The organism is Bacillus pumilus (assembly GCF_038738535.1).
Taxonomy (GTDB): Bacteria; Bacillota; Bacilli; order Bacillales; family Bacillaceae; genus Bacillus.
In genome coordinates this window covers 544,335-569,592 of the sequence record NZ_CP046128.1, presented here as the reverse complement: position 1 = coordinate 569,592, position 25,258 = coordinate 544,335, and the positions used below count along the sequence as shown (strand labels likewise).

The window sequence follows — 25,258 nt, the reverse complement described above, 5'->3', positions numbered from 1 at the left end:
TCCCAACAGTTTTGCAAACTGATGAAAGGCCTTCTTCTATAGTTAGCTTATTTGTCACAGGTTGCCTTGTGTTTAATAACACAAGGACAAATACGACGACAAGAAAAGCATATTATTATTTCAGACGTTGATATAACAAGGTTTTGAAACCCTGATTACATCATGCCGCCCATACCACCCATGCCGCCCATATCCGGCATTCCGCCGCCTGAGCCGCCTTCTTCTGGTTTGTCAGCAACGACTGCTTCAGTTGTTAGAAGCATTGCTGCAACAGAAGCTGCGTTTTGAAGTGCAGAGCGAGTTACTTTTGTTGGGTCAACGATTCCTTTTTCGATCATGTTTACCCATTCGTTTGTTGCTGCGTTGAAGCCTACGCCAATTTCTTCGTTTTTCAAGCGCTCAACGATGACGGATCCTTCAAGACCTGCGTTGTGAGCGATTTGACGGATTGGCTCTTCAAGAGAACGTAGAACGATGTTTACACCTGTTTGAACGTCACCATCTGCTTCGATTGAAGCGACTTTTTTGTATACATTCACAAGTGCTGTACCACCACCGGATACAATACCTTCTTCAACTGCTGCACGAGTTGAGTTCAGTGCATCCTCGATGCGCAGTTTACGCTCTTTTAGTTCTGTTTCAGTTGCAGCACCAACTTTGATGACAGCGACGCCGCCAGCTAGTTTTGCAAGACGTTCTTGTAATTTTTCTTTATCGAATTCAGAAGTTGTTTCTTCTACTTGCGCACGGATTTGGTTAACGCGTGCTGCGATTTGAGCAGAATCTCCTGAGCCTTCTACGATGGTTGTGTTTTCTTTTGTCACAACAACTTTAGACGCGCGGCCAAGCTGACCGATTTCGGTTGATTTCAGGTCAAGTCCTAGGTCTTCTGTGATTAACTCTCCGCCAGTTAGAACAGAGATGTCTTCAAGCATTGCTTTACGACGGTCACCGAATCCAGGTGCTTTGACTGCCACTGCGTTGAATGTTCCACGAAGTTTGTTCACAACAAGTGTTGCAAGTGCTTCGCCTTCTACATCTTCAGCAATGATCAATAATGGTTTTCCTTGTTGTACAACTTGCTCAAGTACAGGAAGGATTTCTTGAATGTTTGTGATCTTTTTATCAGTGATTAAGATGTAAGGATTTTCAAGAACCGCTTCCATCTTATCAGAATCAGTCACCATGTATGGTGAAGCATATCCGCGGTCAAACTGCATTCCTTCAACCACTTCAAGCTCAGTTGTGAACCCTTTAGATTCTTCGATTGTGATCACGCCGTCGTTACCTACACGCTCCATTGCTTCAGCGATTAGGCTGCCTACTTCTTCATCTGCTGCAGAAATAGACGCAACTTGAGCAATTGATTCTTTGCCTTCGATTGGTTTAGAAATCTCGTGCAAGCCTTCAAGTGCTACTTTCACTGCTTCTTCGATCCCTTTACGAACGCCAACAGGGTTTGCACCAGCTGTTACGTTTTTAAGACCTTCACGGATCATTGCCTGAGCTAGAACCGTTGCAGTTGTTGTACCATCACCAGCTACGTCGTTTGTTTTGCTTGCAACTTCAGCCACAAGTTTTGCACCCATGTTTTCAAATGCATCTTCTAATTCGATTTCTTTTGCAATCGTTACACCATCATTTGTGATAAGTGGAGAACCGAATTTTTTCTCAAGAACCACGTTACGTCCTTTAGGTCCTAAAGTTACTTTTACAGCATCTGCAAGTGCATCTACACCACGTAACATCGCGCGACGTGCTTCTTCACTGAACTTAATATCTTTTGCCATAATAACGAAACCTCCTCAGTCTTTTTAAAAATATATCTCAATGTTTTTTTATGTGATTAACCAATAACAGCTAAAATGTCGCTCTCACGAAGGATTAAATATTCTTTGCCTTCATATTTCACTTCAGTGCCTGCATATTTTGAGAAGATAATGCGGTCGCCTGTGTTTACTTCTAACGCAACGCGCTCACCACTTTCAAGTACACGGCCTGAACCTGCTGCAACAATTTTACCTTCTTGCGGTTTTTCTTTTGCAGAATCCGGTAACACAATACCGCTAGCGGTTTTTTCCTCAGATTCAACGAGTTCAATGATTACGCGATCGCCTAATGGCTTTAACATAAGAAACAACCTCCTCAATTTTTATATGTAGTCTTTTTTAGCACTCATCACTAGTGAGTGCTAACACATTTATTATAATAAAGAATGTCTTCTGTAATTTCAAGTAAAAACCTTTAAAAATTTTTACGCTTTCATGATCTTTTTTCAACTCAGATTCTTTCCTTTTCATCGAAGAAGAAGACTTGTGTTACAATAAATCTAGTTCTTTTAGTAAAGGGGTTTTCGTTACTTGAAAAAACAATATTGGTACATCATCTTAACGTATATATTGGTACAGGTTTCTGCAATTCCTTATGTGATCATTATGAAATGGTTAGGATTCATTCAAACACCGATGACACAAGCAGAGCTCTCTAAATTGTCAGGAACATGGACAATCATCAGCTTCTGTATCGGATTAATCATTATTCTGCTCATTCTTCGGACTGTACCAAAAGCTTCACTTCGAAATGAAGCACCGGTTTCAGTCGGTTTAGCTATCGCCTGGATCATTGGCGGTTTCTTTCTTTCCCTCTTTGCACAATCGATTGCAGGAGCGATTGAACAATATGCATTTGGCATTGGCCGTGAATCCGAAAATACTCAAGCCATCTTATCCATTATGGATGCAGTTCCATGGCTTGTAATTGTCATCGCCCTGATTGGACCGATATTAGAGGAAATCATTTTCCGAAAAATCATTTTTGGTGTGATTTATGAAAAAACGAACTTCTTTATTGGAGCGCTTGTCAGTTCAGTGGTATTCGCAGCTGTACACAATGATTTTGCTCATATCTTACTTTATACCGCGATGGGCTTTACCTTTGCCTTTTTATATGCGAAAACAAAACGTATCATTGTTCCAATCGGTGCACATATGCTGATGAACTCGCTCGTCATTCTTGTGCAGATTGAGCCAGTAAGAAAAATGATTGAAGAACAATCTCAAACAATGCAAATGATTATTGGAGGCTTTTTCTCATGAGAAACCCTGTCGTATGGGGCGTCATTTATTTTGCCGTAGGTGTTGCTTTCACCTATATGGCCATTCAAAATCCAGGTGACATGTGGTCATTTTACAGCATTTTGCTGATGGTGTTTGCGGCCTATAATATCAATATCGCGTTTAAAATGTTTGCCTTCTCTGTCAAACTCAAAAAACAGCAGCAAAAATAAATCAAAAACCATTTTCTAATCTCTGGAAAATGGTTTTTTTATGGAGGACAAGTTTTCATGAAACAAGAAAAACTGAACATCTTAAATGAGCAGCATGAAGCGATTGGAGTTGCACCCCGTTCAGATGTCCACGCCCAAGGTCTTTGGCATGAAACCTTTCATTTCTGGCTTCTCAAAAAGGAACATGACACCGTGTATCTCTATTTTCAGCTAAGAAGCCCCGCAAAAAAAGATTTTCCTGCTCTGTTTGATATCACAGCAGCAGGCCACCTTCTTGCAAATGAACAGCCTTCTGACGGTATGAGAGAGGTAGAAGAAGAGCTTGGTCTTACTGTCCCTTTTGAAGATCTATCCTTTGCAGGTGTTATACAGGATGAAATTCATCTACCCGATTTTACTGATCGTGAATTTTGCCATGTCTATCTTTACGTCCATCAAGAAGAGCAGATGAACATTCAATTACAAAAAGAAGAAGTCGCTGGACTTTACAGAGCAAAGCTAATGGATGCACAGCAGCTTTTCACAAGAAAATGTGAAAACATGCAGCTTGATGGCTTTGAAGTTGATGAATCCGGAGAACGATGTGAAGAAAGCAGAGTAGTCTGTATACAAGATTTTGTACCGCATGAGCCTGCCTATTATCAGCATCTATTTCAAGCGATCAATCAATTCCTTTTACAATAGAAAAAGCATCGTGACCCTTATTCGGATCACGATGCTTTTTTATGAGACATCATAATTTTTTTTCTCCTCTGTCTCTGTTTGCTGCATTTTGCGATAGGTCACTCTTGAAATGACAATACTCACTTCATACAAAACGAGCATCGGCAAGGTGACCATGAGGTGAGAAACAAGCTCTGGCGGTGTAATGAGTGCGGCAATGACAAGGAGGACAAAATAGGCATACTTCCGTATTTTTGATAAAAACATCGGTGTGATGATGCCAAGTCTTGTGAGAAACATCAACACAACGGGCATCTGAAACAAAAAGCCAAATGGAAGTGTTAACTGCATCAGAAATGTAAAATACTCATGAATCCCAATGACTTGCTCTACATTTAAATCATTCGACATCCGCATCATAAAATCAACGACAAACGGAAACAAAATAAAATAAGAGAAAGCCACACCGCTCAAAAATAAAAGCAGTGCAATCGGAATATAAGCAAGTGTCACCTTTCTCTCTTTTTCATATAAGCCGGGGCTGACAAACGCCCAAAGCTGATATAAAATCACGGGACACGTCAAAACCAAAGCAATGACAAATGCGAACTGCATAAACACGTACAGCGGATCTGTGAGCTTAAATGCATTCAGTGTCAGTGTGGCCGCTTCATCGGTATTTTGTAAATACACAATGACCGGCTTAGCAAGAAAAAAACCAGCCACCATAAAGGCGACAAAAAACATCGCAATGATCACTAAACGTTTTCGCAGTTCCACAATATGCTCCATAAGCGGCATATCTTTGACATTCATGAAGCTCATCCTATTCTACTGATCTTCTTTTTTCTTTTTTTCTTCCTGATCATCAGCTAAACCTTTTGTGGCATTTTTGAATTCACGTAATGTATCTCCTGCTGCTCTTCCTAATTCAGGAAGCTTTTTCGGCCCAAAAATAATGAGCGCAACAATCGCAATCAGAACCAAGCTTCCAGGACCGATCGGACCCATTTGCTCCACCCCCTTTACCCCTTTTCGTCAATCCTCCTGTGTAACAGAGTAATGCTTTAAGAAATACACAAGAGACTGAAGTTCAACCGCCAAATCTATATGATGAATTCGAATGTGTTCCGGCACATTCAATCGAGCCGGCGTAAAGTTAAGGATTCCTTTGATGCCAAGGGCAATCAAACGATCTGTAATGGATTGAGCTGCTACGGCAGGTACTGTCAAAATGGCAACAGGAATATCTCCTACCTCTTGAACATGCTCTTCAAGCTTATCCAAATCATAGACAGGCACGCCGCCTATCTCACTTCCTATTTTACTCTCATTGACGTCAAAAGCCATTGAAATTTTTGTATTATTATTTTTGATGAAATTATAGTGTAAAAAAGCAGTCCCTAAATTCCCGACACCGATGAGCATGACATTGGTCATTTCATCTTGGTCAAGTGTCTTTCTGAAGAAGGTCAAGAGGTAATCGACATTATAGCCATACCCTTTCTTCCCAAGTGCACCAAAGTACGAAAAATCTCGGCGAATGGTGGCAGAATCCACTTTGACTGCATCACTAAGCTCTGCCGATGACACCCTTTGTTTTCCTGATGCATGCAGATTTTTTAAAAAACGGTAATATAGCGGCAAACGTTTGGCTGTCGCTTGTGGAATTTTTGACTGATCTATATTCATATAAGGTCCTCCAACTTAAATATCAGATGCTCTGTGAAAATCACCGTTTTTCCCGCCTGTCTTTTCAATTAAATAGGTAGGACCGATGATCATGCCTTTATCAATCGCTTTGCACATGTCGTAAACGGTCAGTGCACATACTGAAGCAGAAGTGAGCGCTTCCATCTCCACACCCGTACTTCCTTTTGTTTTCACCTGTACTTGTATGTTCAGAATGTGCGCATTTCCGTCTTCCTCCCAATCAAAGGAGATATCCACGCCTTTTAGTGCAAGCGGATGACACATTGGAATGATGGTAGATGTTTGCTTTGCTGCCATGATGCCAGCAACCTGTGCAACAGACAGCACATCCCCTTTTCCAATTTCACGTTGTTGTATTTTATGAAACACTTCTTTTATCATACGAACGCTTGAAGCAGCAACGGCGGTTCTCACTGTAGACGATTTGTCACTAATGTCGACCATCTTTGCTCTTCCCTGTTCGTTAAAGTGGCTAAATTGACTCATCTTTCAACGCTCCCTCACTCAAATGATACACTATTTTTTCCTATCTGTCTTTCATTTGAATATGGCGATTGTATGTAACATTTGCCGGTTTACTGCTGATAAGCTACACTTAACATATTATAGCAGAGGTGAAGTTACATGATGATTCTACAAGTGAATCAGCTGTCCAAATCATTTGGTGCTGATACCGTTTTAACGAATATAAAATTGGAAGTCAAAGCAAGGGATCGGATTGCCATTGTAGGTCGTAACGGCGCAGGCAAATCCACCCTTTTGAAAATCATTGCCGGTCAATTGTCTTACGAGCAAGGTGAGATCATCAAACCGAAAGACCTATCGATCGGCTATTTAGCACAGCATACCGATGTGACGTCTACACGTAAGTTAAAAGACGAATTATTATCGGTTTTTGATCATTTAAAAAGGATGGAACAAGAGATGAGAACCATTGAGGAGAAAATGGCTTCCTCCACAGGTTCTGAGCTGGATTCCCTCATGAAAACCTATGACAGACTGCAGCAGGAATTTAAAGATCAAGGCGGCTATCAATACGAAGCTGATGTCCGCTCCATTCTTCATGGGCTGGGCTTTAGTCACTTTGAAGATGAGACAACCGTTCAATCCTTAAGCGGCGGCCAGAAAACCCGTCTAGCGCTTGGAAAGCTCTTATTAATGAAACCAGAACTCTTAATTCTGGACGAGCCGACCAACCATTTAGATATTGATACCTTATCATGGCTGGAGCAGTATTTGCAAAATTATACAGGCGCCATTCTGATCGTGTCCCATGACCGCTACTTCTTAGACAAAGTGGTGAACCATGTATATGAAGTCTCAAGAACTGCCATGAAAAAGTTCGCAGGCAACTATAGTAAGTATCTTGAACTGAAAGCTGAGCAGCTAGAGCGTGATATGAAGCTCTACGAAAAGCAGCAAGAAGAAATCTCAAAGCTCCAAGACTTCGTAGATCGCAACCTGGCAAGAGCCTCAACCACAAAGCGCGCTCAGAGCAGACGCAAGCAGCTGGAACGGATGGATCGTTTAGATAAGCCATTAGGTGATGAAAAATCCGCAAACTTTCATTTTGATATTACGAGACAAAGCGGCAATGATGTGCTGAAGGTACATGATCTCGACATTCGTTATGATGAAAAAACACCACTCCTATCCTCCCTTTCTTTTCAGATCAAACGTGAGGATAGCGTGGCACTCATTGGTCCTAACGGGATCGGGAAATCAACCCTTTTAAAAACGTTAACGAACACATTAACGCCTGTAAAAGGCGACATCACCTTTGGATCTCATGTCACGATCGGCTACTATGACCAAGAACAAGCCAAACTGACATCATCCAAAAAAGTGCTCAATGAGCTTTGGGATGACTATCCTCATATGAATGAAAAAGAAATTCGGACATGTTTAGGGAATTTCCTTTTTTCTGGTGATGACGTCTTAAAGCCCGTTCATGCATTAAGCGGTGGAGAAAAAGCCCGGCTTGCCCTGGCAAAGCTGATGCTCCAAAAAGCCAATTTCCTGATACTTGATGAGCCTACGAACCATTTGGACTTAGATAGTAAGGAAATTTTAGAGAATTCGCTGATCGATTATCCAGGAACCATCTTATTTGTCTCGCATGACCGTTATTTTATTAATCGACTAGCAACGAAAGTATTCGAGCTGTCGCGAGCGGAAACAAAAGAATACCTTGGTGACTATGACTACTACCTTGAAAAGAAAAATGAACAATTAGAGCTTGAGGCGCTTCAAGAAAATGAACCGCTTAAAAAACAAGCAGCAAAGCCAGTAGAAACAGCAAAGCTTTCTTATGCGGAAGAAAAAGAACTGAAAAAGAAAGAAAGACAAAAGCAGCGCAGAATCGAGGAAATTGAAAAGCGGATTGCTGTCATTGAAGAGAAACTTGGTGAAAATGAAGAGCTTCTATGTGATCCTGCTATTTTCCAAAATCATGAGAAGGTCCAAGACATTCAAACAGAAAATGATACACTTAATCAAGAGCTTGAATCACTTTTCGCGGAGTGGGAAGAGCTATCCGAATCTTAAAGAGTGCCCAAATGGGTGCTCTTTTTTCTTTCAGTGAAAATTTATTATCCACATTAATATCCACAAAAACTTCTTTGTTATTCTTAAAAATTTTGGACTTATCCACTTTATTCACAGGTTTTTAATCACATATCCACACAAAATTTCTTTTTTATACACATTCTCTTCATTTTAAAACAAAATTTTCAAATAATTGTGGATATATAACGTTTACATGTGAATAAATCGCTTTCATTGAAAATGAAAAAAACCTGTGTATCCACAGGAGTTTTCATTCATATGAGACAAGCGGTAAGCCCGGCTGGCCATTCATCGCCATATCGCCTCTTATTCCCTTTTCAAACGCAATGGTTCCAGCAGCAGCGATCATGGCTGCATTGTCTGTGCAAAGAGATAACGGCGGAATAATGACCTTCACGTCAGGTAGCTTTGTGAATGCTGTCGTCAAAGCTTCTCTCAGTCCTTTATTGGCAGCGACTCCACCAGCTAGGACAACCTGCTTTACGCCATAGGCCTCAGCCGCTTTTAATGTTTTCCCAACAAGCACCTCAATGACGCTTGCTTGAAAACTTGCTGCCAAATTCTCTGGAGCAATTGTTTCTCCCTTTTGAGATGCATTGTGTAATGTGTTAATTACAGCTGATTTTAATCCACTAAAGCTAAAGTGATAGGAACCTTCTTCAAGCCATGCACGAGGAAGTTTAATCGTTGGCTCTCCTTCATGTGCTAACCGATCAATATGAGGTCCACCTGGATACGGGAGACCCATCGTCCGAGCCACTTTATCGTAGGCTTCTCCAGCCGCATCATCTAATGTTTCTCCAATGACCTCAAAAGATCCATGCTCCTTCATTAGCACAAGCTCAGTATGTCCACCAGAGACAACAAGAGCCAAACATGGAAACTGTAATTCATCTACAAGCTGGTTTGCATAAATATGCCCAGCAATATGATGTACACCAACAAGAGGAATCTGATGAGCAAAGCTCAGTGCCTTGGCTGCGTTGACACCGATCAGAAGGGCACCGACTAAGCCCGGTCCTTCTGTGACAGCAATGGCATCTAAATCCTGAAAGCTCATATTGGCCTGTGTCATCACTTCTTCCAATACGATGGTAACTTGTTCCACGTGATGTCTTGAAGCGATTTCTGGTACAACACCGCCAAATCGTTTATGACTTTCTATTTGCGAGGCCACAACATTCGCCACAATTTCTTTCCCATTTTTTACAATGGATGCAGCTGTTTCATCACAGCTTGTCTCTATACCTAATATGAATCGATCTGTTTGTTCACTCATTTATATTCACCCACATGACCAATGCATCTTCCCCATTATCCGTATAATAATTCTTTCGAATAGAAGCTGGTCTGAAACCAAGCTTTTCATAAAGGGATTGTGCAGGTGTATTCGAAACCCGCACCTCTAAAGAAAGATGATCTGTCTTTTTTTCTTTGCAAAATTCCATGACATATCGCAGCAATGCTTCCCCGTAGCCCTTTCCTCTATGCTCAGGGAGAATCGCAATGTTCGTAATTTGTGCATCGTCCATGACGATCCAGACCCCGCAATACCCAACAGGCTGTTTATCTTCTTCAATGAGGAAATAATGGCTGTACTGGTTATGGAGAATCTCATAGACAAATGATTCTTTTTTCCAAGGTGCAGTAAACGAATGCACTTCAATCGTATACACCTCTGGAATGTCCGCTACCGTCATTTTTCGAATCTCTGTTATGTTGAGATTATTTTTGTCCTTCAAGCCATTTCACTTCCGCTTCTGCCAAACGAATATAGTTAGGAACAAGCTGATGAACATCTTCAGCAGGACGATCTGTCCCTAAAAACGCAAGCATTGAAGGTCTTGGGTTATGAAAAGCTCCCTCTGCTATCACAGCAGTTTCTCCTAAAATGGAGCGAATGCTCTCTTCATGAAGATGCACATCCTGCCCAAGAAATAGGACAGGCTTTCCTGTCTGCTTCAGCTCATGAAGCCAATCCGTGAGCAAGATATTTTGGTCTGGTTTGATCTCTTTGATTTTTCCTTCTTCAAACGTATATAGCCCAGTATAAACTTGTCCTCTTCTCGCATCAAATAGTGGCGAGATCCATCCATCAAAATATTGACCATTTGCCGCAAGTGTTTCTAAACTTGAAACAGCCGATATCGGGATAGACAGCGTCCACGCGAGTGTTTTTGCAATGGTCACACCAATTCGGACACCAGTGTAGGAACCAGGTCCTTTCGCTACAACGATTTTACTTAGTTCACTTGGCGCTACACCACATTCTTTCATTAATGCCTCAACAGTCGGCATCGCTCGGACGGAATGGTTCTTTTTTAAATACGTGATGCTCTCACCAATCACTGTGGAATCTTTTACAAGGGCAATTCCTAGTGTATGGTTAGACGTATCAATTGCCAGTATGGTCAAATTCTTTCATCTCCTTACAAAGGGTCTTATAGCGTTCCCCTTTTGCACTAAACGTGAGATGACGTTCTTCTTCACGTTCTGTTCTCAGCATTTCTATTTTCAAATAGGTGGAAGGCAATTGAGGTCCAATGAGATGTGCCCACTCAACCAAGCATACACCTTCGCCCTCAAAATATTCTTCGAGCCCAATATCTTCTTCCGCATCTTCCATGCGGTACACGTCCATATGATAAAGTGGCAGTCTGCCATCGGTATATTCTTTAATAATCGTAAAGGTAGGGCTGTTGACGATACGGGTAATCCCTAAGCCTTCTGCAAAACCTTTTGAAAAAGTAGTTTTGCCTGCACCTAAATCCCCTTCTAATGTCAAAACATCGCCTGGCATCACAAGTTTGGCCAAAGCAGCGGCAATTCGTTTCGTCTCATCCGCACCTTTTGTCGTCCATGTTAATTTCACAGTTATGTCACCTCATTTCTTAAAATGATTATATCCTTTTTTCATTAACATTGTTTGCTGTTCATTGTCTTTTAATATAACGCTTGCTGCTTGATCACCTTTGACTTGTCCAATGCGTTTGACTTGAATGTCTTCTTTTCTACATTGCATTTCAAAGCTTTCCCAATCAGCCTCTGGAATCGTACCAGTTAATACAAAGTCTTCCCCGCCAAATAACACCCATTCCAGCCAGTCTTTACGCAGCACTGGTAAATCTGGATGTGCGGGGAGCTTGTTTGCTTCTATCTCAATCGTCACATGACTCGCTTCGGCTATCTCATTCAGCTCACTCGCTAATCCATCACTCACATCATTCAAGGTGACCCGTGGGAAGCTTGAGCAAATATGTCCAGCAGCAATGTGAGGCTGAGGCTTTTTATGACGCTCAAGAAAAAAGGCTTTGTCGACTGCCTTGGTAGGGGTTACTTCGTTCATTAAAAGTGATAAGCCAGCAGCTGATGAACCAAGCTCACCTGTGACAAAGACGACGTCTCCTGTCTGAGCACTGTGACGATAACAAGCTGTTCCCTTGGGAACCTCGCCAATGACCGTCACTGTAATGACAAAGTCACTGCGAGTGGCGACCGTATCTCCACCAATTAAATCCATATGATAGGTGTCAGCCAATGCTTTCATTCCCTCGTAAAGAGCTGAGACGATCGTCTCATCACCATGAGGGGGGATCGCAATCGATACAAGATAATACTTTGGGGTTCCTCCCATTGCGGCAATATCACTGACATTGACCGCTAGTGCTTTAAAGCCAATCTCAAAAGGTGTGGAAAAATCAAAACGAAAATGAACATACTCCACCATTGTATCAACACAAACGACCTCTTCACAATGTGAATGAGGTTGATAAACACTTGCATCATCACCGATGCCCATAACCAAAGAACGCTGATGTGTTTCTTTTGGTGTAATTCGGCGAATAAGATCAAATTCATCCATAAAAAGCAGCCCCTTCATGCAATCAATTGATTGAGTAGACACGATGTCAGACATAATTAGTATTAGTGTAAGCCAATATGAGTTTCAATTCCAATTAAAAATGATATAAAGAAAGCCTGGTATGAAAAAACCAGGCTGGGTTGAAGTGATCTATCTTTTTCTTTTCACATAACGTGTAGCCAAACACAAACCAATTCATTGCATCTTGGATACGTACGAAAAGAAAAAGACATAAAAAAAAACGAAACTATACGTTTTCGTTTACAAGTCATAAAAATGGCGGTCCGGACGGGACTCGAACCCGCGACCTCCTGCGTGACAGGCAGGCATTCTAACCAACTGAACTACCGGACCATTTTGGTTGCGGGGGCAGGATTTGAACCTGCGACCTTCGGGTTATGAGCCCGACGAGCTACCGAACTGCTCCACCCCGCGATGATATAAATATGACAAGCTTGGCGGCGTCCTACTCTCACAGGGGGAGACCCCCAACTACCATCAGCGCTGAAGAGCTTAACTTCCGTGTTCGGTATGGGAACGGGTGTGACCTCTTCGCTATCGCCACCAAACCTGATGGAGAGAATGTTCTCTCAAAACTAGATAACAATGTTCAAGCTTCACATTAGAATATAGGTTAAGTCCTCGATCTATTAGTATCTGTCAGCTCCACGTGTCACCACGCTTCCACCTCAGACCTATCAACCTGATCATCTTTCAGGGATCTTACTTCCTTGCGGAATGGGAAATCTCATCTTGAGGGGGGCTTCATGCTTAGATGCTTTCAGCACTTATCCCGTCCGCACATAGCTACCCAGCGATGCCCTTGGCAGAACAACTGGTACACCAGCGGTGCGTCCATCCCGGTCCTCTCGTACTAAGGACAGCTCCTCTCAAATTTCCTGCGCCCGCGACGGATAGGGACCGAACTGTCTCACGACGTTCTGAACCCAGCTCGCGTACCGCTTTAATGGGCGAACAGCCCAACCCTTGGGACCGACTACAGCCCCAGGATGCGATGAGCCGACATCGAGGTGCCAAACCTCCCCGTCGATGTGGACTCTTGGGGGAGATAAGCCTGTTATCCCCGGGGTAGCTTTTATCCGTTGAGCGATGGCCCTTCCATGCGGAACCACCGGATCACTAAGCCCGACTTTCGTCCCTGCTCGACTTGTAGGTCTCGCAGTCAAGCTCCCTTGTGCCTTTACACTCTGCGAATGATTTCCAACCATTCTGAGGGAACCTTTGGGCGCCTCCGTTACATTTTAGGAGGCGACCGCCCCAGTCAAACTGCCCACCTGACACTGTCTCCCTGCCCGATAAGGGCAGCGGGTTAGAAGGTCAATACAGCCAGGGTAGTATCCCACCGATGCCTCCACCGAAGCTAGCGCTCCGGTTTCCAAGGCTCCTACCTATCCTGTACAAGCTGTACCAACATTCAATATCAGGCTGCAGTAAAGCTCCACGGGGTCTTTCCGTCCTGTCGCGGGTAACCTGCATCTTCACAGGTACTATAATTTCACCGAGTCTCTCGTTGAGACAGTGCCCAGATCGTTGCGCCTTTCGTGCGGGTCGGAACTTACCCGACAAGGAATTTCGCTACCTTAGGACCGTTATAGTTACGGCCGCCGTTTACTGGGGCTTCAATTCGCACCTTCGCTTACGCTAAGCGCTCCTCTTAACCTTCCAGCACCGGGCAGGCGTCAGCCCCTATACTTCGCCTTACGGCTTCGCAGAGACCTGTGTTTTTGCTAAACAGTCGCCTGGGCCTATTCACTGCGGCTTCTCGGGGCTTTAACACCCTAAGAAGCACCCCTTCTCCCGAAGTTACGGGGTCATTTTGCCGAGTTCCTTAACGAGAGTTCTCTCGATCACCTTAGGATTCTCTCCTCGCCTACCTGTGTCGGTTTGCGGTACGGGCACCTCTCACCTCGCTAGAGGCTTTTCTTGGCAGTGTGGAATCAGGAACTTCGCTACTAAATTTCGCTCGCCATCACAGCTCAGCCTTTACGGGAAACGGATTTGCCTATTTCCCAGCCTAACTGCTTGGACGCGGATATCCAATACCGCGCTTACCCTATCCTCCTGCGTCCCCCCATTGCTCAAATGGTGAGGAGGTGGTACAGGAATATCAACCTGTTGTCCATCGCCTACGCCTTTCGGCCTCGGCTTAGGTCCCGACTAACCCTGAGCGGACGAGCCTTCCTCAGGAAACCTTAGGCATTCGGTGGACGGGATTCTCACCCGTCTTTCGCTACTCATACCGGCATTCTCACTTCTAAGCGCTCCACCAGTCCTTCCGGTCTGACTTCACAGCACTTAGAACGCTCTCCTACCACTGTTCGTCAGAACAGTCCGCAGCTTCGGTGATACGTTTAGCCCCGGTACATTTTCGGCGCAGAGTCACTCGACCAGTGAGCTATTACGCACTCTTTAAATGGTGGCTGCTTCTAAGCCAACATCCTGGTTGTCTAAGCAACTCCACATCCTTTTCCACTTAACGTATACTTTGGGACCTTAGCTGGCGGTCTGGGCTGTTTCCCTTTCGACTACGGATCTTATCACTCGCAGTCTGACTCCCAAGGATAAGTCATCGGCATTCGGAGTTTGACTGAATTCGGTAACCCGGTAGGGGCCCCTAGTCCAATCAGTGCTCTACCTCCGAGACTCTTACCTTGAGGCTAGCCCTAAAGCTATTTCGGAGAGAACCAGCTATCTCCAGGTTCGATTGGCATTTCACCCCTACCCACACCTCATCCCCGCACTTTTCAACGTGCGTGGGTTCGGGCCTCCATTCAGTGTTACCTGAACTTCACCCTGGACATGGGTAGATCACCTGGTTTCGGGTCTACGACCACGTACTCATGCGCCCTATTCAGACTCGCTTTCGCTGCGGCTCCGCATCTTCTGCTTAACCTTGCACGGGATCGTAACTCGCCGGTTCATTCTACAAAAGGCACGCCATCACCCATTAACGGGCTCTGACTACTTGTAGGCACACGGTTTCAGGATCTATTTCACTCCCCTTCCGGGGTGCTTTTCACCTTTCCCTCACGGTACTGGTTCACTATCGGTCACTAGGGAGTATTTAGCCTTGGGAGATGGTCCTCCCGGATTCCGACGGAATTTCACGTGTTCCGCCGTACTCAGGATCCACTCTGGAGAGAACAACATTTCAGTTACAGGGCTGTTACCTTCTTTGGCGGGCCTTTCCAGACCTCTTCGCTTATATCGTTCCTTTGTAACTCCGTATAGAGTGTCCTACAACCCCAAGAGGCAAGCCTCTTGGTTTGGGCTGTTCCCGTTTCGCTCGCCGCTACTCAGGGAATCGCATTTGCTTTCTCTTCCTCCGGGTACTTAGATGTTTCAGTTCCCCGGGTATGCCTTCTCATACTCTATGTATTCAAGTATGGATACTACTCCATTACGAGCAGTGGGTTTCCCCATTCGGAAATCTCCGGATCAAAGCTTGCTTACAGCTCCCCGAAGCATATCGGTGTTCGTCCCGTCCTTCATCGGCTCCTAGTGCCAAGGCATCCACCGTGCGCCCTTTCTAACTTAACCATTTCTTACTTTAGAAAGAATCACTATGTGTGATGAACTTTGCATTGCATTCAATGTGAATGTATTACTTATTGTTATCTAGTTTTCAAAGAACAATCCTGTCTCGCTAGAGACATATCTTGAAGGAATGATCCTTCAAAACTAAACAAGACGAAAACGCACACTGCTCCATATATCCTTAGAAAGGAGGTGATCCAGCCGCACCTTCCGATACGGCTACCTTGTTACGACTTCACCCCAATCATCTGCCCCACCTTCGGCGGCTGGCTCCATAAAGGTTACCTCACCGACTTCGGGTGTTGCAAACTCTCGTGGTGTGACGGGCGGTGTGTACAAGGCCCGGGAACGTATTCACCGCGGCATGCTGATCCGCGATTACTAGCGATTCCAGCTTCACGCAGTCGAGTTGCAGACTGCGATCCGAACTGAGAACAGATTTATGGGATTGGCTAAACCTTGCGGTCTCGCAGCCCTTTGTTCTGTCCATTGTAGCACGTGTGTAGCCCAGGTCATAAGGGGCATGATGATTTGACGTCATCCCCACCTTCCTCCGGTTTGTCACCGGCAGTCACCTTAGAGTGCCCAACTAAATGCTGGCAACTAAGATCAAGGGTTGCGCTCGTTGCGGGACTTAACCCAACATCTCACGACACGAGCTGACGACAACCATGCACCACCTGTCACTCTGTCCCCGAAGGGAAAGCCCTATCTCTAGGGTTGTCAGAGGATGTCAAGACCTGGTAAGGTTCTTCGCGTTGCTTCGAATTAAACCACATGCTCCACCGCTTGTGCGGGCCCCCGTCAATTCCTTTGAGTTTCAGTCTTGCGACCGTACTCCCCAGGCGGAGTGCTTAATGCGTTAGCTGCAGCACTAAGGGGCGGAAACCCCCTAACACTTAGCACTCATCGTTTACGGCGTGGACTACCAGGGTATCTAATCCTGTTCGCTCCCCACGCTTTCGCTCCTCAGCGTCAGTTACAGACCAGAGAGTCGCCTTCGCCACTGGTGTTCCTCCACATCTCTACGCATTTCACCGCTACACGTGGAATTCCACTCTCCTCTTCTGCACTCAAGTTTCCCAGTTTCCAATGACCCTCCCCGGTTGAGCCGGGGGCTTTCACATCAGACTTAAGAAACCGCCTGCGAGCCCTTTACGCCCAATAATTCCGGACAACGCTTGCCACCTACGTATTACCGCGGCTGCTGGCACGTAGTTAGCCGTGGCTTTCTGGTTAGGTACCGTCAAGGTGCGAGCAGTTACTCTCGCACTTGTTCTTCCCTAACAACAGAGCTTTACGATCCGAAAACCTTCATCACTCACGCGGCGTTGCTCCGTCAGACTTTCGTCCATTGCGGAAGATTCCCTACTGCTGCCTCCCGTAGGAGTCTGGGCCGTGTCTCAGTCCCAGTGTGGCCGATCACCCTCTCAGGTCGGCTACGCATCGTCGCCTTGGTGAGCCATTACCCCACCAACTAGCTAATGCGCCGCGGGTCCATCTGTAAGTGACAGCCGAAACCGTCTTTCATCCTTGAACCATGCGGTTCAAGGAACTATCCGGTATTAGCTCCGGTTTCCCGGAGTTATCCCAGTCTTACAGGCAGGTTACCCACGTGTTACTCACCCGTCCGCCGCTAACATCCGGGAGCAAGCTCCCTTCTGTCCGCTCGACTTGCATGTATTAGGCACGCCGCCAGCGTTCGTCCTGAGCCAGGATCAAACTCTCCGAGGTATGCAGGATGCATATCACACATGCGTTGCTACACGATGTAGCGAACTTAGCATGTGATCATTTCCTGCCTCGTCAGTGTTTGACTGACTACCTATGATATATCATAGGATTTTTTTATAAAAACTCGAATTAACAGGTACGTTTTGTCTTGTTTAGTTTTCAAAGATCACGTTTCAAAATGGAGCGGGTGATGAGAATCGAACTCACGACATCAGCTTGGAAGGCTGAGGTTTTACCACTAAACTACACCCGCGTGATTTGTATTGGCGCGCCCGAGAGGAGTCGAACCCCTAACCTTTTGATCCGTAGTCAAACGCTCTATCCAATTGAGCTACGGGCGCTTAATCAGGCGACTTAATTATCTTAACATGTCGTTTTTATCAAGTCAACATCTTTTTAAAATTTGTTTGTCGCATGTGTTTGAATGGCTTTGTTTCAAATACGTCATCAGCGACGAATAAAAATATACCATGGATCACATAAATGGGTCAATACATTTTTCTAAAAAAGTTTCATATTTTTTAAGAAGTGGTTTTTTCTTAGATAAATAGAGATGCAATAGCCCTATTTTCTTCTCTTTCTTCATAATTCTAATGATTCTTAAATAAAATCTTTCTAAATCCAAAGGAGGACAAAACATGGTCACATAGAATTTTTATTTATTGGAAAATTCTTAATATTTTCCAAGCATTTAAAGGAGGTAGGAGATGATGAAAAAGTTCGTCGCTTTTCAAATCATGATCGCTTTGGTGATAGGAGCTCTTATCGGCCATTTCTTTCCTGACTTCGGGATGGCACTGCGGCCAATTGGAGATGGATTCATCAGATTGATTAAAATGATCGTTGTTCCTATCGTTTTCTCTACCATTGTTATTGGTGCAGCTGGCAGTGGCGGTATGAAGAAAATGGGCAGCCTAGGATTAAAGACGATCATTTGGTTTGAGGTCATCACAACCATCGTTCTAGGAATTGGTCTATTGCTGGCTAATGTTCTAAAGCCTGGCGTTGGCCTTGATTTCTCTAAATTAGCTAAGAAAGATATTGGTGAATTAGATGGCTATACGCAGAAAGTCGTTGACTTTAAACAAATGGTACTCGATATCATTCCAACGAATATCGTCGATGTCATGGCTCAGAATGATTTACTTGCTGTCATTTTCTTCGCCATATTATTTGGTGTAGCCGCAAGCGGCATCGGTAAAGCATCCGCTCCTGTTCTCACCTTCTTTGAATCAGTGGCACAAATTATGTTTAAGCTAACGCAGATGGTCATGGTGACAGCACCTATTGGAGTTCTTGCATTAATGGCCGCTTCCGTTGGCCAATATGGCATTGTTTTATTAATCCCAATGATGAAGCTTGTCGGGACTGTATTTTTAGGATTATTCATTATTCTCTTTGCTTTGTTCCCTCTGGTCGCACTGATCTTCCGTTTTAACTACTTCGAAGTTTTAAAAATGATTTGGGATTTGTTCTTAGTTGCCTTCTCTACTACAAGTACAGAAACTGTCCTTCCTCAGCTTATGTCACGAATGGAAAAATACGGGTGTCCAAAAAGAATCGTCTCCTTTGTCATTCCATCTGGTCTTTCTCTCAATTGTGATGGGTCCAGTTTATATTTATCGGTATCCTGTGTGTTTCTTGCACAAGCGTTTGGTGTCGACATGAGTCTGTCACAGCAGCTTTTGATGATGCTTGTTCTTGTGTTAACGAGTAAAGGGATTGCAGCAGTGCCATCCGGTTCACTCGTCGTTCTTTTAGCAACCGCCCATGCAGTAGGTCTTCCAGCAGAAGGCGTCGCCATTATAGCCGGTGTTGATCGAATTATGGATATGGCACGAACAGGTGTGAATGTTCCAGGGCATGCCGTTGCATGTATTGTCGTATCGAAATGGGAAAAAGTATTCCGTGAGTCCGCATGGGAAGTTCCAAAAGCAGGTGAGGAAACAAAAGGGATGTAATGTTATATGAAGGAAAGGGGTTCCCCTTTCCTTTTCTTATAATAAAAATGCTTGCTTTAGGACCGCTTTGCCTTGAGGTTGCAGCTGCACTTCTGCATATGCGCCATTAATCAGCGTCATTTGTGGCGGGACATGCCCACAATCTATATCGTAGAAAATGGGGATTTGTAATTCCTTTTGTAATTCTTCATATACGTCCCGATATTGATACCCTTCTACAGGCACATCAACTGCACTTCGCCCAAACATGATACCTGAACAGTGGTCAAACCACCCTGCTAGTTTTAATTGAACAAGTGATCTCTTCATGCTGGTAGCATTTAATGCGCAGTTTTCGAAGTACCAGAGAATCGGTTCACCTTTTATGAATGTTTCCTGAAAAGCTTTAACGTCTCCAAAAGGTGTCCCCGCTAAGTGACGTATGATATCAATGCAGCCTCCCATCAGTCTCCCCTTCACCGCCTTCTCCTGCGGATGAACCGTGCGCCATCTTGTAGGCTCTGTTAAATGAAAGACATGTTGACTCGGGGTGTCATGCTGCCATTCCTTTTGATACTTATATGAAGAAAACTGAGTAATGTCCATCTCCTCTTCTGTGGAAAGCACTTTTTCCCACATAGCAGTCGTTTGATCAGACTCTTCCCCTCGTAAATCCACTAAGTTTGGGCCATGTGCTGTAGCAATGCCTGTTTTTAATGTAAATGCCAGCAAGAGTGCACTCGTATCTGAGTAACCAAGAATCCACTTTTTGTGCATAGTTGAGAAATCAAGGTGCTCTAGCACTTCCATCAAAAGCTGTCCTCCCCATGGCGGGATGATGTGGTCAATCTCATTGCACGTCATCATATACTGAAGCTCGTTTGCTCGTTCTATGGCAGGCGCTGATTTTGCCTTTTCCTGGTGCCATACCGTCTCTCCACATATGACATCATAGCCTTTTTTTTTCATTCGTTCGCATGAGAGCTGAAACATGTCATGCAAGGATGGCTGTACACCTGAGGAAGGTGCTGTGACACCAATCGTTTGTCCTTTTTGTAAATGCGGAAATTGTATCATTCTGTTTCCCCCACCCTCTCTCAATCTCTCAAGCCTACCCATTTTAAAGAAGATGCCCCTTTTACAAGGGACATCTTCTCTTATTCCTTTTGACGCAGCACAGTATAGACACCTGCAAATATACATAGAATTCCAATGAATGAGCGTAATCCCATTTCTTCTCCCAAAAGCAGCCATCCAAGAATGGCACCTACGATCGGTTGAAAGAAAAAGAATAGACCTCCGCTTGAGGCATCCATCAATTGAAGCCCTCTATTCCACAAAAAGAATGCTAAAGCTGTTGAAATGATGCCTAGATAAAGAATACCGCCCCAAATCTCTGGCCTTGCCATCTGCTCCACATCTAGGTGAGGTAAACGAAATAATACTGGCGGTGTTAAAACAATGAATGCAATGATGATCGCATATGTGGTTGTCACCACCTGAGGGTATTTTCCTGGAACTCGTTTTAGCAAAACAGACATAAGCGCCCATGTTAAAGCAGCGATGACCAATGAAAGACCGCCAACAAATTCATCTGTTTGCACTGCGACTGGTCCAATCATGAGCAATACACCTGCTGTAGCAAGCAGGATGGATGCGCACTTTCGAACAGTCATGGCTTCTTTTAATAGAAAGAACGCAAACAGCACCATAAACGCAGGTGTTGCAGATGTGATAACGGCCCCCATTTGTGCAGACGTATACATCGTCCCGATTTCTTGGGTCACGATTGAAAGAAAATTTCCGATCAGCCCAATCACCACTATAAGCGGGATATCTTTTTTATCTAATCGAAAGGAATAGCCCAAGCGCCAAATGGTGAACACCAAAACGACTCCTGCTACAGCATATCTCATCCAAACGAGCTCAAGTGGTGGAACAACCGCTACTGTTACTTTGACAACAACGTACATGCCGCCCCAAATACTTGCAGCGATTGCTAGGTAAAGGGCGCCTATATATTTTTCATTCATCTTTTTCCCTCCGTTACTGGATATTTTGATGACCATATCCACAAACGGAGATCACTCTCCGTTATGGACGGAGGGCATTTGGAACATCATGTTCAAACAAAGGCTTCCATAGCATTGCCGTCACTCCAATTATTTTTATTTTCTGATACTTTATAACAAATTCTGGTTGACTTCAATCCTTTTTTGTCACCTTTTTTCTTCATATAATAGAAGATAAGCGGCTATTGACATGCTGAATTCGTTTTCATATAGTAAGTAAAACTATAGGTGGTCACGCAGAAAAGGAGTAGAGGTCGTTGGATATTGAAGCTAGAAAACACATTCCCAGCACGGAACATGAACCATTTCTCGAGGGAATAAAAGATTGTGTGCCAACCCTGCTTGGTTATATGAGTATTGGGTTTGCCTTCGGAATTGTTGGAATTAGCGCACAGTTGAGCTTATGGGACATTGCGCTTCTATCAATCTTTATTTATGCAGGTGCTTCACAGTTTATTATCTGTGCACTGCTTGTCACTGGAAGTCCCCTTTCCGCTATTATTCTCACTACATTTATTGTGAATCTGCGTCATTTATTGCTCAGCCTGACGCTGGCTCCTCATTTTACACGCTACTCTGTGAAACAAAACATTGGATTCGGTCTATTGCTGACTGATGAATCCTTTGGCGTAGCCATGAATAAATTAGCTCAGCAAGGAAAGCTGAATAATCGGTGGATGCATGGGCTAAACATAACGGCTTATTTGTGCTGGATTGCTGCCTGTATACTTGGCGGCATTTTTGGACACTGGATTTCAAATCCTGAAGCCCTTGGTCTTGATTTTGCCCTTTCCGCTATGTTTGCTGCGCTGTTGGTTCTTTCTTTGCAAACTGTGCCTAAAAGTAAGTTAACCCATCGCCTGTCACTTGTTTTGTATATGGTCGTTGCAATGTTTGTTCTGCTTCATTTTGTTCCCTCACACGTGGCTGTTCTGTTAGCCACCATGATTGTCGCAACCATTGGGGTGGTGACAGATAAATGATCAGCAGTTTTATGATATGGCTGATTCTCGGCTGTATGATTGTAACCGTCATTCCAAGGGTCGTTCCCTTTTTATTTGTACGAAGTATCGAGCTGCCTGAAGTGGTGCTTAAGTGGTTATCGTTTATTCCCATTTGTATCTTTACAGCTTTGATTGCAGAGCATCTGTTCATTCATACCACAACAGGCGTCACCATTCACTGGATGTACCTTGCTGTCTTAGTTCCGACCGTACTGATCGCTATTTGGACAAAAAGCTTGTCACTTACTGTTCTTGTAGGCGTCATGCTGATGGGAACTGCTAGATGGTTTTTCTAAAAGAAAAAGCTTAACCGCATGTGGTTAAGCTTTTTTCTTATCAGGAATTCATCATCAGGGCATGCCTTAAATGGTTTATGTAGCTTTCTGAAAGCTACTCGTTTAGTTTATTCTTCACATCCCCTTTTTTATCTTGAAGCTTTCCTTTGGCTTGATCCTTTTTCCCTTCTGCTTTCAGGTTTTGATGATCTGTTGCTTCGCCAAGCTTTTCTTTCACTTGACCTTTGACTTGATTTGTTTTTCCTTTCGCTTTATCCATATGTCCTTTTTCTTCACTCATTTGTTCCACCTCCACGTTTGATACTATTCATTTAGCCTTTTTGAGAGATACAAAACATCTGAGTGTGCGATCCAAGAAACTACAGCAACATGAAAATCCAGCCAAGGTCGGCTGGATTAAAAATAATGATCTATAAGATAGACTTAAAAGCTTTAACCTGTTTTACTCTGATCGTATTCAACCAGATCACCTAGAATTTCGTCAATCTGATTCATCATCGCAGTTTCAATTTTCACCTCAGATGCTAAAGCATTCTCCCTCACCTGTTCTGGACTAGAAGCACCGATAATTGCTGCAGAAACGTTCTGGTTTTGCAGTACCCATGCTATCGCAAGCTGAGCGAGAGTAAGATCAACCTCTTGTGCGACGGGCTTAAGCTTTTGTATCGCCTCTAAGGTGTTATTATTCATCCAGCGTTGAGCAAGGTTTTTAAAAAAAGGTTTTCCAGCAGATGAGTTAGCACGCGAATTAGTCGGAAGTGATTTTCCTGGGAGATACTTTCCAGTAAGGATCCCCTGGGCCAAAGGAGACCATACTACCTGGCCAAGTCCTTCACGCTGGCAGGTCGGTATTACATCACTTTCAATTATTCTCCATAACATGGAGTATTGAGGTTGGCTGGCGATAAGGGGGACATTTAGCTCTCGTGCAAGCGCTGCCCCTCGAGTAATTTGTTCTGCTGTCCACTCACTTACACCAATATAGTTCACTTTACCCTGTCTTACTAGATCTGCGAAAGCTAACATCGTTTCTTCCAGAGGTGTAGTTGGGTCAAACCTGTGTGCATAGTAAATATCAATATAATCCGTTTGTAAACGTCGCAAAGAGGCATGACAGTTTTCCAAAATATGCTTGCGTGATAATCCTCTATCGTTTTTCCCAGTACCAGTTGGATGACATACTTTTGTACAAAGTTCAATACTCTCCCGCCGGATCCCTTTTAAAGACCTGCCTAGTATCTCTTCAGCCTTGGTGTCTGAATAAACATCAGCAGTATCAAACGTCGTAATACCAACATCAAGAGCAGCTTTCACACAATCATGGGCAGTTTCTTCATTTATCTTACCACCATGATTAATCCAGTTTCCGTAAGCAAGTTTACTAATTGTTAATCCACTAGATCCAAGTTTACTATATTCCATAACAATGCCCTCCTTTTGAAAGAATACTTTCATTATAAAAAGAGGACGTTAATATGTATAATATATATATTCAGATAAATATATATATATTTTATATAATTAAAAATATTTCCATTAAAAAAGCGCAAAACTGTTTAATAACAATCCTTCGTAATCATTTTACACAATAAGCAAGTATGAAATTTATAGGGGGGGCATAAAAAATGGATCTGAGACAAATACGTTATTTTATCATGGTTGCTGAAGAACTAAATTTTAGCCGGGCAGCTGAACGTCTTAAAATGGCACAGCCTCCATTAAGTCAAGAAATTCGTAAATTAGAAGAAGAGTTAGGTGTTACGCTTTTTCATAGAACGAAAAGACAGGTTAAACTTTCAGATTCTGGGAGAGTATTTTTAGAAGAAGCCCGCCGTACGCTTCTTCAAGTAGATAGAACGATTAAAGCAACACAACTTGCAGATGACGGAAGGATCGGTCAGTTAACGATCGGTTTCGTAGATTCTACTGATATTGTGATCGATATTATTAAAAGGTTTCGAGAAAATTTCCCTAACATCCATCTTGTCTTATGTGAAATGGCTACAGAACAGCAGTTAAAAGCACTATATAAGAAAGAAATTCAAATAGGATTTATTCGTTCTAACCAAAATAATAAGATACTTACCTCAGAAATTTGTTGTGAGGAATCATTAAGCTTGGTTTTGCCAGAAAATCATCCTTTAGCTTCATTTCCCAAAGTTCCAATTCATTTATTAGCCAATGAACCATTTATCATGTTTCCACGTCATCTAGGTCCAGCATTTTATGATTTAATTATCAGCTACTTTTGGGAAAATAGCATAAGTTTAAACGTAGTTCAGGAAGCTATTCAAATGCATACGATTGTTAATTTAGTTGCTGCAGGAATGGGAATCTCTGTGGTTCCATCCTCAGTAGAAAGCGTAAAACGCGCAGGGGTTGTTTATAGAAAAATCCAAGAAACTACACCAAAAGTAAATTTATATGTTTCATGGAGACAAGATGATACATCAACCGTCGCTGACCACTTTTTAACAGTTGTGAGAGAAGCTTATTTAAGTTCTCAGTCTAAATCATGAAGATCCAGCCAGGGTCAGCTGGATTAAAAAATACTTATCTATA

23 protein-coding genes, 4 tRNA genes and 3 rRNA genes are annotated in these 25,258 nt (G+C 43.5%); 8 read left to right on the top strand and 22 right to left on the bottom strand.

Annotated elements, in window-relative coordinates; translation table 11 throughout:
- Positions 1-155: 155 nt before the first annotated feature.
- Positions 156-1,790, bottom strand: coding sequence for a chaperonin GroEL (gene groL, locus GKC25_RS02835; protein ID WP_034320371.1), 1,635 nt, complete (start codon positions 1,788-1,790; stop codon positions 156-158).
- 56 nt (positions 1,791-1,846) lie between these two features.
- Complete coding sequence (gene groES, locus GKC25_RS02830; protein ID WP_003214120.1) at positions 1,847-2,131, bottom strand: co-chaperone GroES; 285 nt, start codon at positions 2,129-2,131, stop codon at positions 1,847-1,849.
- 229 nt (positions 2,132-2,360) lie between these two features.
- On the opposite strand from groES, the gene GKC25_RS02825 reads away from it, so the two are divergent.
- The 3 genes from GKC25_RS02825 to GKC25_RS02815 are packed head-to-tail and all read left to right on the top strand — an operon-like array spanning position 2,361 to position 3,970.
- Positions 2,361-3,095: a CPBP family intramembrane glutamic endopeptidase gene (locus tag GKC25_RS02825; RefSeq protein ID WP_095286060.1), complete on the top strand. Its 735-nt coding sequence runs from the start codon at positions 2,361-2,363 to the stop codon at positions 3,093-3,095.
- Positions 3,092-3,286 carry a YdiK family protein gene (locus GKC25_RS02820; RefSeq protein ID WP_034664886.1) on the top strand — a complete coding sequence of 65 codons (195 nt, stop codon included), beginning with the start codon at positions 3,092-3,094 and terminating at the stop codon, positions 3,284-3,286. The genes GKC25_RS02825 and GKC25_RS02820 overlap by 4 nt, the downstream gene beginning before the upstream one ends.
- A 57-nt stretch (positions 3,287-3,343) precedes the next feature.
- Entirely contained in the window at positions 3,344-3,970 is a 627-nt protein-coding gene (locus GKC25_RS02815; protein ID WP_095286061.1) for an NUDIX hydrolase, read from the top strand.
- 39 nt (positions 3,971-4,009) lie between these two features.
- Here GKC25_RS02815 and tatC read toward each other — a convergent pair whose 3' ends face one another.
- The 4 genes from tatC to moaC are packed head-to-tail and all read right to left on the bottom strand — an operon-like array spanning position 4,010 to position 6,148.
- Positions 4,010-4,774 carry a twin-arginine translocase subunit TatC gene (gene tatC / locus GKC25_RS02810; protein WP_034666769.1) on the bottom strand — a complete coding sequence of 255 codons (765 nt, stop codon included), beginning with the start codon at positions 4,772-4,774 and terminating at the stop codon, positions 4,010-4,012.
- 6 nt (positions 4,775-4,780) lie between these two features.
- The gene (locus GKC25_RS02805; protein ID WP_003214302.1) at positions 4,781-4,960 is read right to left on the bottom strand and encodes a twin-arginine translocase TatA/TatE family subunit; all 180 of its coding nucleotides are present in this window, start codon (positions 4,958-4,960) and stop codon (positions 4,781-4,783) included.
- Between the two features lie 27 nt (positions 4,961-4,987).
- The gene (locus GKC25_RS02800) at positions 4,988-5,641 is read right to left on the bottom strand and encodes a redox-sensing transcriptional repressor Rex (RefSeq protein ID WP_008355687.1); all 654 of its coding nucleotides are present in this window, start codon (positions 5,639-5,641) and stop codon (positions 4,988-4,990) included.
- A 15-nt stretch (positions 5,642-5,656) separates the two neighbouring features.
- Positions 5,657-6,148, bottom strand: a complete 492-nt coding sequence (gene moaC / locus GKC25_RS02795; protein ID WP_034664898.1) for a cyclic pyranopterin monophosphate synthase MoaC — start codon at positions 6,146-6,148, stop codon at positions 5,657-5,659.
- A gap of 138 nt (positions 6,149-6,286) precedes the next feature.
- Between moaC and GKC25_RS02790 the strand changes: the two genes are divergently transcribed.
- Entirely contained in the window at positions 6,287-8,209 is a 1,923-nt protein-coding gene (locus GKC25_RS02790) for an ATP-binding cassette domain-containing protein (protein ID WP_034664900.1), read from the top strand.
- A 271-nt stretch (positions 8,210-8,480) separates the two neighbouring features.
- Here GKC25_RS02790 and tsaD read toward each other — a convergent pair whose 3' ends face one another.
- The 12 genes from tsaD to GKC25_RS02730 all read right to left on the bottom strand — a co-directional run bounded on the left by tsaD (position 8,481) and on the right by GKC25_RS02730 (position 17,725).
- Complete coding sequence (tsaD, locus tag GKC25_RS02785; RefSeq protein ID WP_034664904.1) at positions 8,481-9,509, bottom strand: tRNA (adenosine(37)-N6)-threonylcarbamoyltransferase complex transferase subunit TsaD; 1,029 nt, start codon at positions 9,507-9,509, stop codon at positions 8,481-8,483.
- Positions 9,502-9,930, bottom strand: a complete 429-nt coding sequence (rimI, locus tag GKC25_RS02780; protein ID WP_024424460.1) for a ribosomal protein S18-alanine N-acetyltransferase — start codon at positions 9,928-9,930, stop codon at positions 9,502-9,504. Before rimI ends, tsaD begins: the two co-directional genes overlap by 8 nt.
- Positions 9,931-9,955: 25 nt before the next feature.
- A complete protein-coding gene (tsaB, locus tag GKC25_RS02775) occupies positions 9,956-10,645 on the bottom strand; it encodes a tRNA (adenosine(37)-N6)-threonylcarbamoyltransferase complex dimerization subunit type 1 TsaB (RefSeq protein ID WP_034664907.1) in 690 nt (229 codons plus the stop codon).
- A complete protein-coding gene (tsaE, locus tag GKC25_RS02770; protein WP_106031432.1) occupies positions 10,626-11,102 on the bottom strand; it encodes a tRNA (adenosine(37)-N6)-threonylcarbamoyltransferase complex ATPase subunit type 1 TsaE in 477 nt (158 codons plus the stop codon). Before tsaE ends, tsaB begins: the two co-directional genes overlap by 20 nt.
- A gap of 12 nt (positions 11,103-11,114) precedes the next feature.
- Positions 11,115-12,092 (bottom strand): thiamine-phosphate kinase, encoded by a 978-nt coding sequence (gene thiL / locus GKC25_RS02765; protein WP_034664914.1) that lies wholly within the window; start codon positions 12,090-12,092, stop codon positions 11,115-11,117.
- A 277-nt stretch (positions 12,093-12,369) separates the two neighbouring features.
- Positions 12,370-12,446: transfer RNA gene (locus GKC25_RS02760), tRNA-Asp, on the bottom strand.
- A 4-nt stretch (positions 12,447-12,450) separates the two neighbouring features.
- Positions 12,451-12,527: transfer RNA gene (locus GKC25_RS02755), tRNA-Met, on the bottom strand.
- Positions 12,528-12,545: 18 nt separating this feature from the next.
- Positions 12,546-12,661: ribosomal RNA gene (gene rrf / locus GKC25_RS02750) — 5S ribosomal RNA — on the bottom strand.
- Positions 12,662-12,722: 61 nt separating this feature from the next.
- Positions 12,723-15,653: ribosomal RNA gene (locus GKC25_RS02745) — 23S ribosomal RNA — on the bottom strand.
- A gap of 182 nt (positions 15,654-15,835) precedes the next feature.
- Positions 15,836-17,384 (bottom strand): 16S ribosomal RNA (locus GKC25_RS02740).
- Together the 16S, 23S and 5S rRNA genes with 4 tRNA genes alongside form the textbook arrangement of a ribosomal RNA operon.
- Before the next feature lie 179 nt (positions 17,385-17,563).
- Positions 17,564-17,637: transfer RNA gene (locus tag GKC25_RS02735), tRNA-Gly, on the bottom strand.
- An 11-nt stretch (positions 17,638-17,648) separates the two neighbouring features.
- A tRNA-Arg gene (locus GKC25_RS02730) sits at positions 17,649-17,725 on the bottom strand.
- Positions 17,726-18,094: 369 nt separating this feature from the next.
- On the opposite strand from GKC25_RS02730, the gene gltP reads away from it, so the two are divergent.
- Complete coding sequence (gene gltP, locus GKC25_RS02725; protein ID WP_034666069.1) at positions 18,095-19,345, top strand: glutamate-aspartate/proton symporter GltP; 1,251 nt, start codon at positions 18,095-18,097, stop codon at positions 19,343-19,345.
- Positions 19,346-19,381: 36 nt separating this feature from the next.
- Here the strand turns inward: gltP and GKC25_RS02720 are convergent, their stop codons facing one another.
- Together GKC25_RS02720 and GKC25_RS02715 are read right to left on the bottom strand one after the other, a co-directional pair.
- The gene (locus GKC25_RS02720) at positions 19,382-20,401 is read right to left on the bottom strand and encodes a S66 peptidase family protein (protein WP_342689903.1); all 1,020 of its coding nucleotides are present in this window, start codon (positions 20,399-20,401) and stop codon (positions 19,382-19,384) included.
- An 80-nt stretch (positions 20,402-20,481) separates the two neighbouring features.
- On the bottom strand, positions 20,482-21,357 hold the full coding sequence (locus GKC25_RS02715; protein ID WP_034665952.1) for a DMT family transporter: 876 nt from the start codon (positions 21,355-21,357) through the stop codon (positions 20,482-20,484).
- A gap of 296 nt (positions 21,358-21,653) precedes the next feature.
- On the opposite strand from GKC25_RS02715, the gene GKC25_RS02710 reads away from it, so the two are divergent.
- A complete protein-coding gene (locus GKC25_RS02710; protein WP_095286282.1) occupies positions 21,654-22,379 on the top strand; it encodes an AzlC family ABC transporter permease in 726 nt (241 codons plus the stop codon).
- Positions 22,376-22,696, top strand: coding sequence for an AzlD domain-containing protein (locus GKC25_RS02705; protein WP_034665961.1), 321 nt, complete (start codon positions 22,376-22,378; stop codon positions 22,694-22,696). The genes GKC25_RS02710 and GKC25_RS02705 overlap by 4 nt, the downstream gene beginning before the upstream one ends.
- A gap of 94 nt (positions 22,697-22,790) precedes the next feature.
- Here GKC25_RS02705 and GKC25_RS02700 read toward each other — a convergent pair whose 3' ends face one another.
- Entirely contained in the window at positions 22,791-22,976 is a 186-nt protein-coding gene (locus tag GKC25_RS02700; protein ID WP_034665964.1) for a CsbD family protein, read from the bottom strand.
- Between the two features lie 152 nt (positions 22,977-23,128).
- Positions 23,129-24,118 carry an aldo/keto reductase family protein gene (locus GKC25_RS02695; RefSeq protein ID WP_034665969.1) on the bottom strand — a complete coding sequence of 330 codons (990 nt, stop codon included), beginning with the start codon at positions 24,116-24,118 and terminating at the stop codon, positions 23,129-23,131.
- Positions 24,119-24,321: 203 nt separating this feature from the next.
- On the opposite strand from GKC25_RS02695, the gene GKC25_RS02690 reads away from it, so the two are divergent.
- Positions 24,322-25,215 carry a LysR substrate-binding domain-containing protein gene (locus GKC25_RS02690; RefSeq protein WP_095286278.1) on the top strand — a complete coding sequence of 298 codons (894 nt, stop codon included), beginning with the start codon at positions 24,322-24,324 and terminating at the stop codon, positions 25,213-25,215.
- Positions 25,216-25,258: the final 43 nt, after the last annotated feature.

Bases quoted from the DNA above. Each gene is read 5' to 3' on its own strand.
- rimI (WP_024424460.1), bottom strand. From the start codon at position 9,930: ATGACGGTAGCGGACATTCCAGAGGTGTATACGATTGAAGTGCATTCG.
- tsaD (WP_034664904.1), bottom strand. From the start codon at position 9,509: ATGAGTGAACAAACAGATCGATTCATATTAGGTATAGAGACAAGCTGT.
- gltP (WP_034666069.1), top strand. From the start codon at position 18,095: ATGAAAAAGTTCGTCGCTTTTCAAATCATGATCGCTTTGGTGATAGGA.
- GKC25_RS02805 (WP_003214302.1), bottom strand. From the start codon at position 4,960: ATGGGTCCGATCGGTCCTGGAAGCTTGGTTCTGATTGCGATTGTTGCG.
- GKC25_RS02720 (WP_342689903.1), bottom strand. From the start codon at position 20,401: ATGATACAATTTCCGCATTTACAAAAAGGACAAACGATTGGTGTCACA.
- GKC25_RS02700 (WP_034665964.1), bottom strand. From the start codon at position 22,976: ATGAGTGAAGAAAAAGGACATATGGATAAAGCGAAAGGAAAAACAAAT.
- thiL (WP_034664914.1), bottom strand. From the start codon at position 12,092: ATGGATGAATTTGATCTTATTCGCCGAATTACACCAAAAGAAACACAT.
- GKC25_RS02715 (WP_034665952.1), bottom strand. From the start codon at position 21,357: ATGAATGAAAAATATATAGGCGCCCTTTACCTAGCAATCGCTGCAAGT.
- tatC (WP_034666769.1), bottom strand. From the start codon at position 4,774: ATGAGCTTCATGAATGTCAAAGATATGCCGCTTATGGAGCATATTGTG.
- GKC25_RS02815 (WP_095286061.1), top strand. From the start codon at position 3,344: ATGAAACAAGAAAAACTGAACATCTTAAATGAGCAGCATGAAGCGATT.
- GKC25_RS02800 (WP_008355687.1), bottom strand. From the start codon at position 5,641: ATGAATATAGATCAGTCAAAAATTCCACAAGCGACAGCCAAACGTTTG.
- GKC25_RS02705 (WP_034665961.1), top strand. From the start codon at position 22,376: ATGATCAGCAGTTTTATGATATGGCTGATTCTCGGCTGTATGATTGTA.
- groES (WP_003214120.1), bottom strand. From the start codon at position 2,131: ATGTTAAAGCCATTAGGCGATCGCGTAATCATTGAACTCGTTGAATCT.
- GKC25_RS02790 (WP_034664900.1), top strand. From the start codon at position 6,287: ATGATGATTCTACAAGTGAATCAGCTGTCCAAATCATTTGGTGCTGAT.
- GKC25_RS02695 (WP_034665969.1), bottom strand. From the start codon at position 24,118: ATGGAATATAGTAAACTTGGATCTAGTGGATTAACAATTAGTAAACTT.
- moaC (WP_034664898.1), bottom strand. From the start codon at position 6,148: ATGAGTCAATTTAGCCACTTTAACGAACAGGGAAGAGCAAAGATGGTC.
- GKC25_RS02690 (WP_095286278.1), top strand. From the start codon at position 24,322: ATGGATCTGAGACAAATACGTTATTTTATCATGGTTGCTGAAGAACTA.
- GKC25_RS02820 (WP_034664886.1), top strand. From the start codon at position 3,092: ATGAGAAACCCTGTCGTATGGGGCGTCATTTATTTTGCCGTAGGTGTT.
- groL (WP_034320371.1), bottom strand. From the start codon at position 1,790: ATGGCAAAAGATATTAAGTTCAGTGAAGAAGCACGTCGCGCGATGTTA.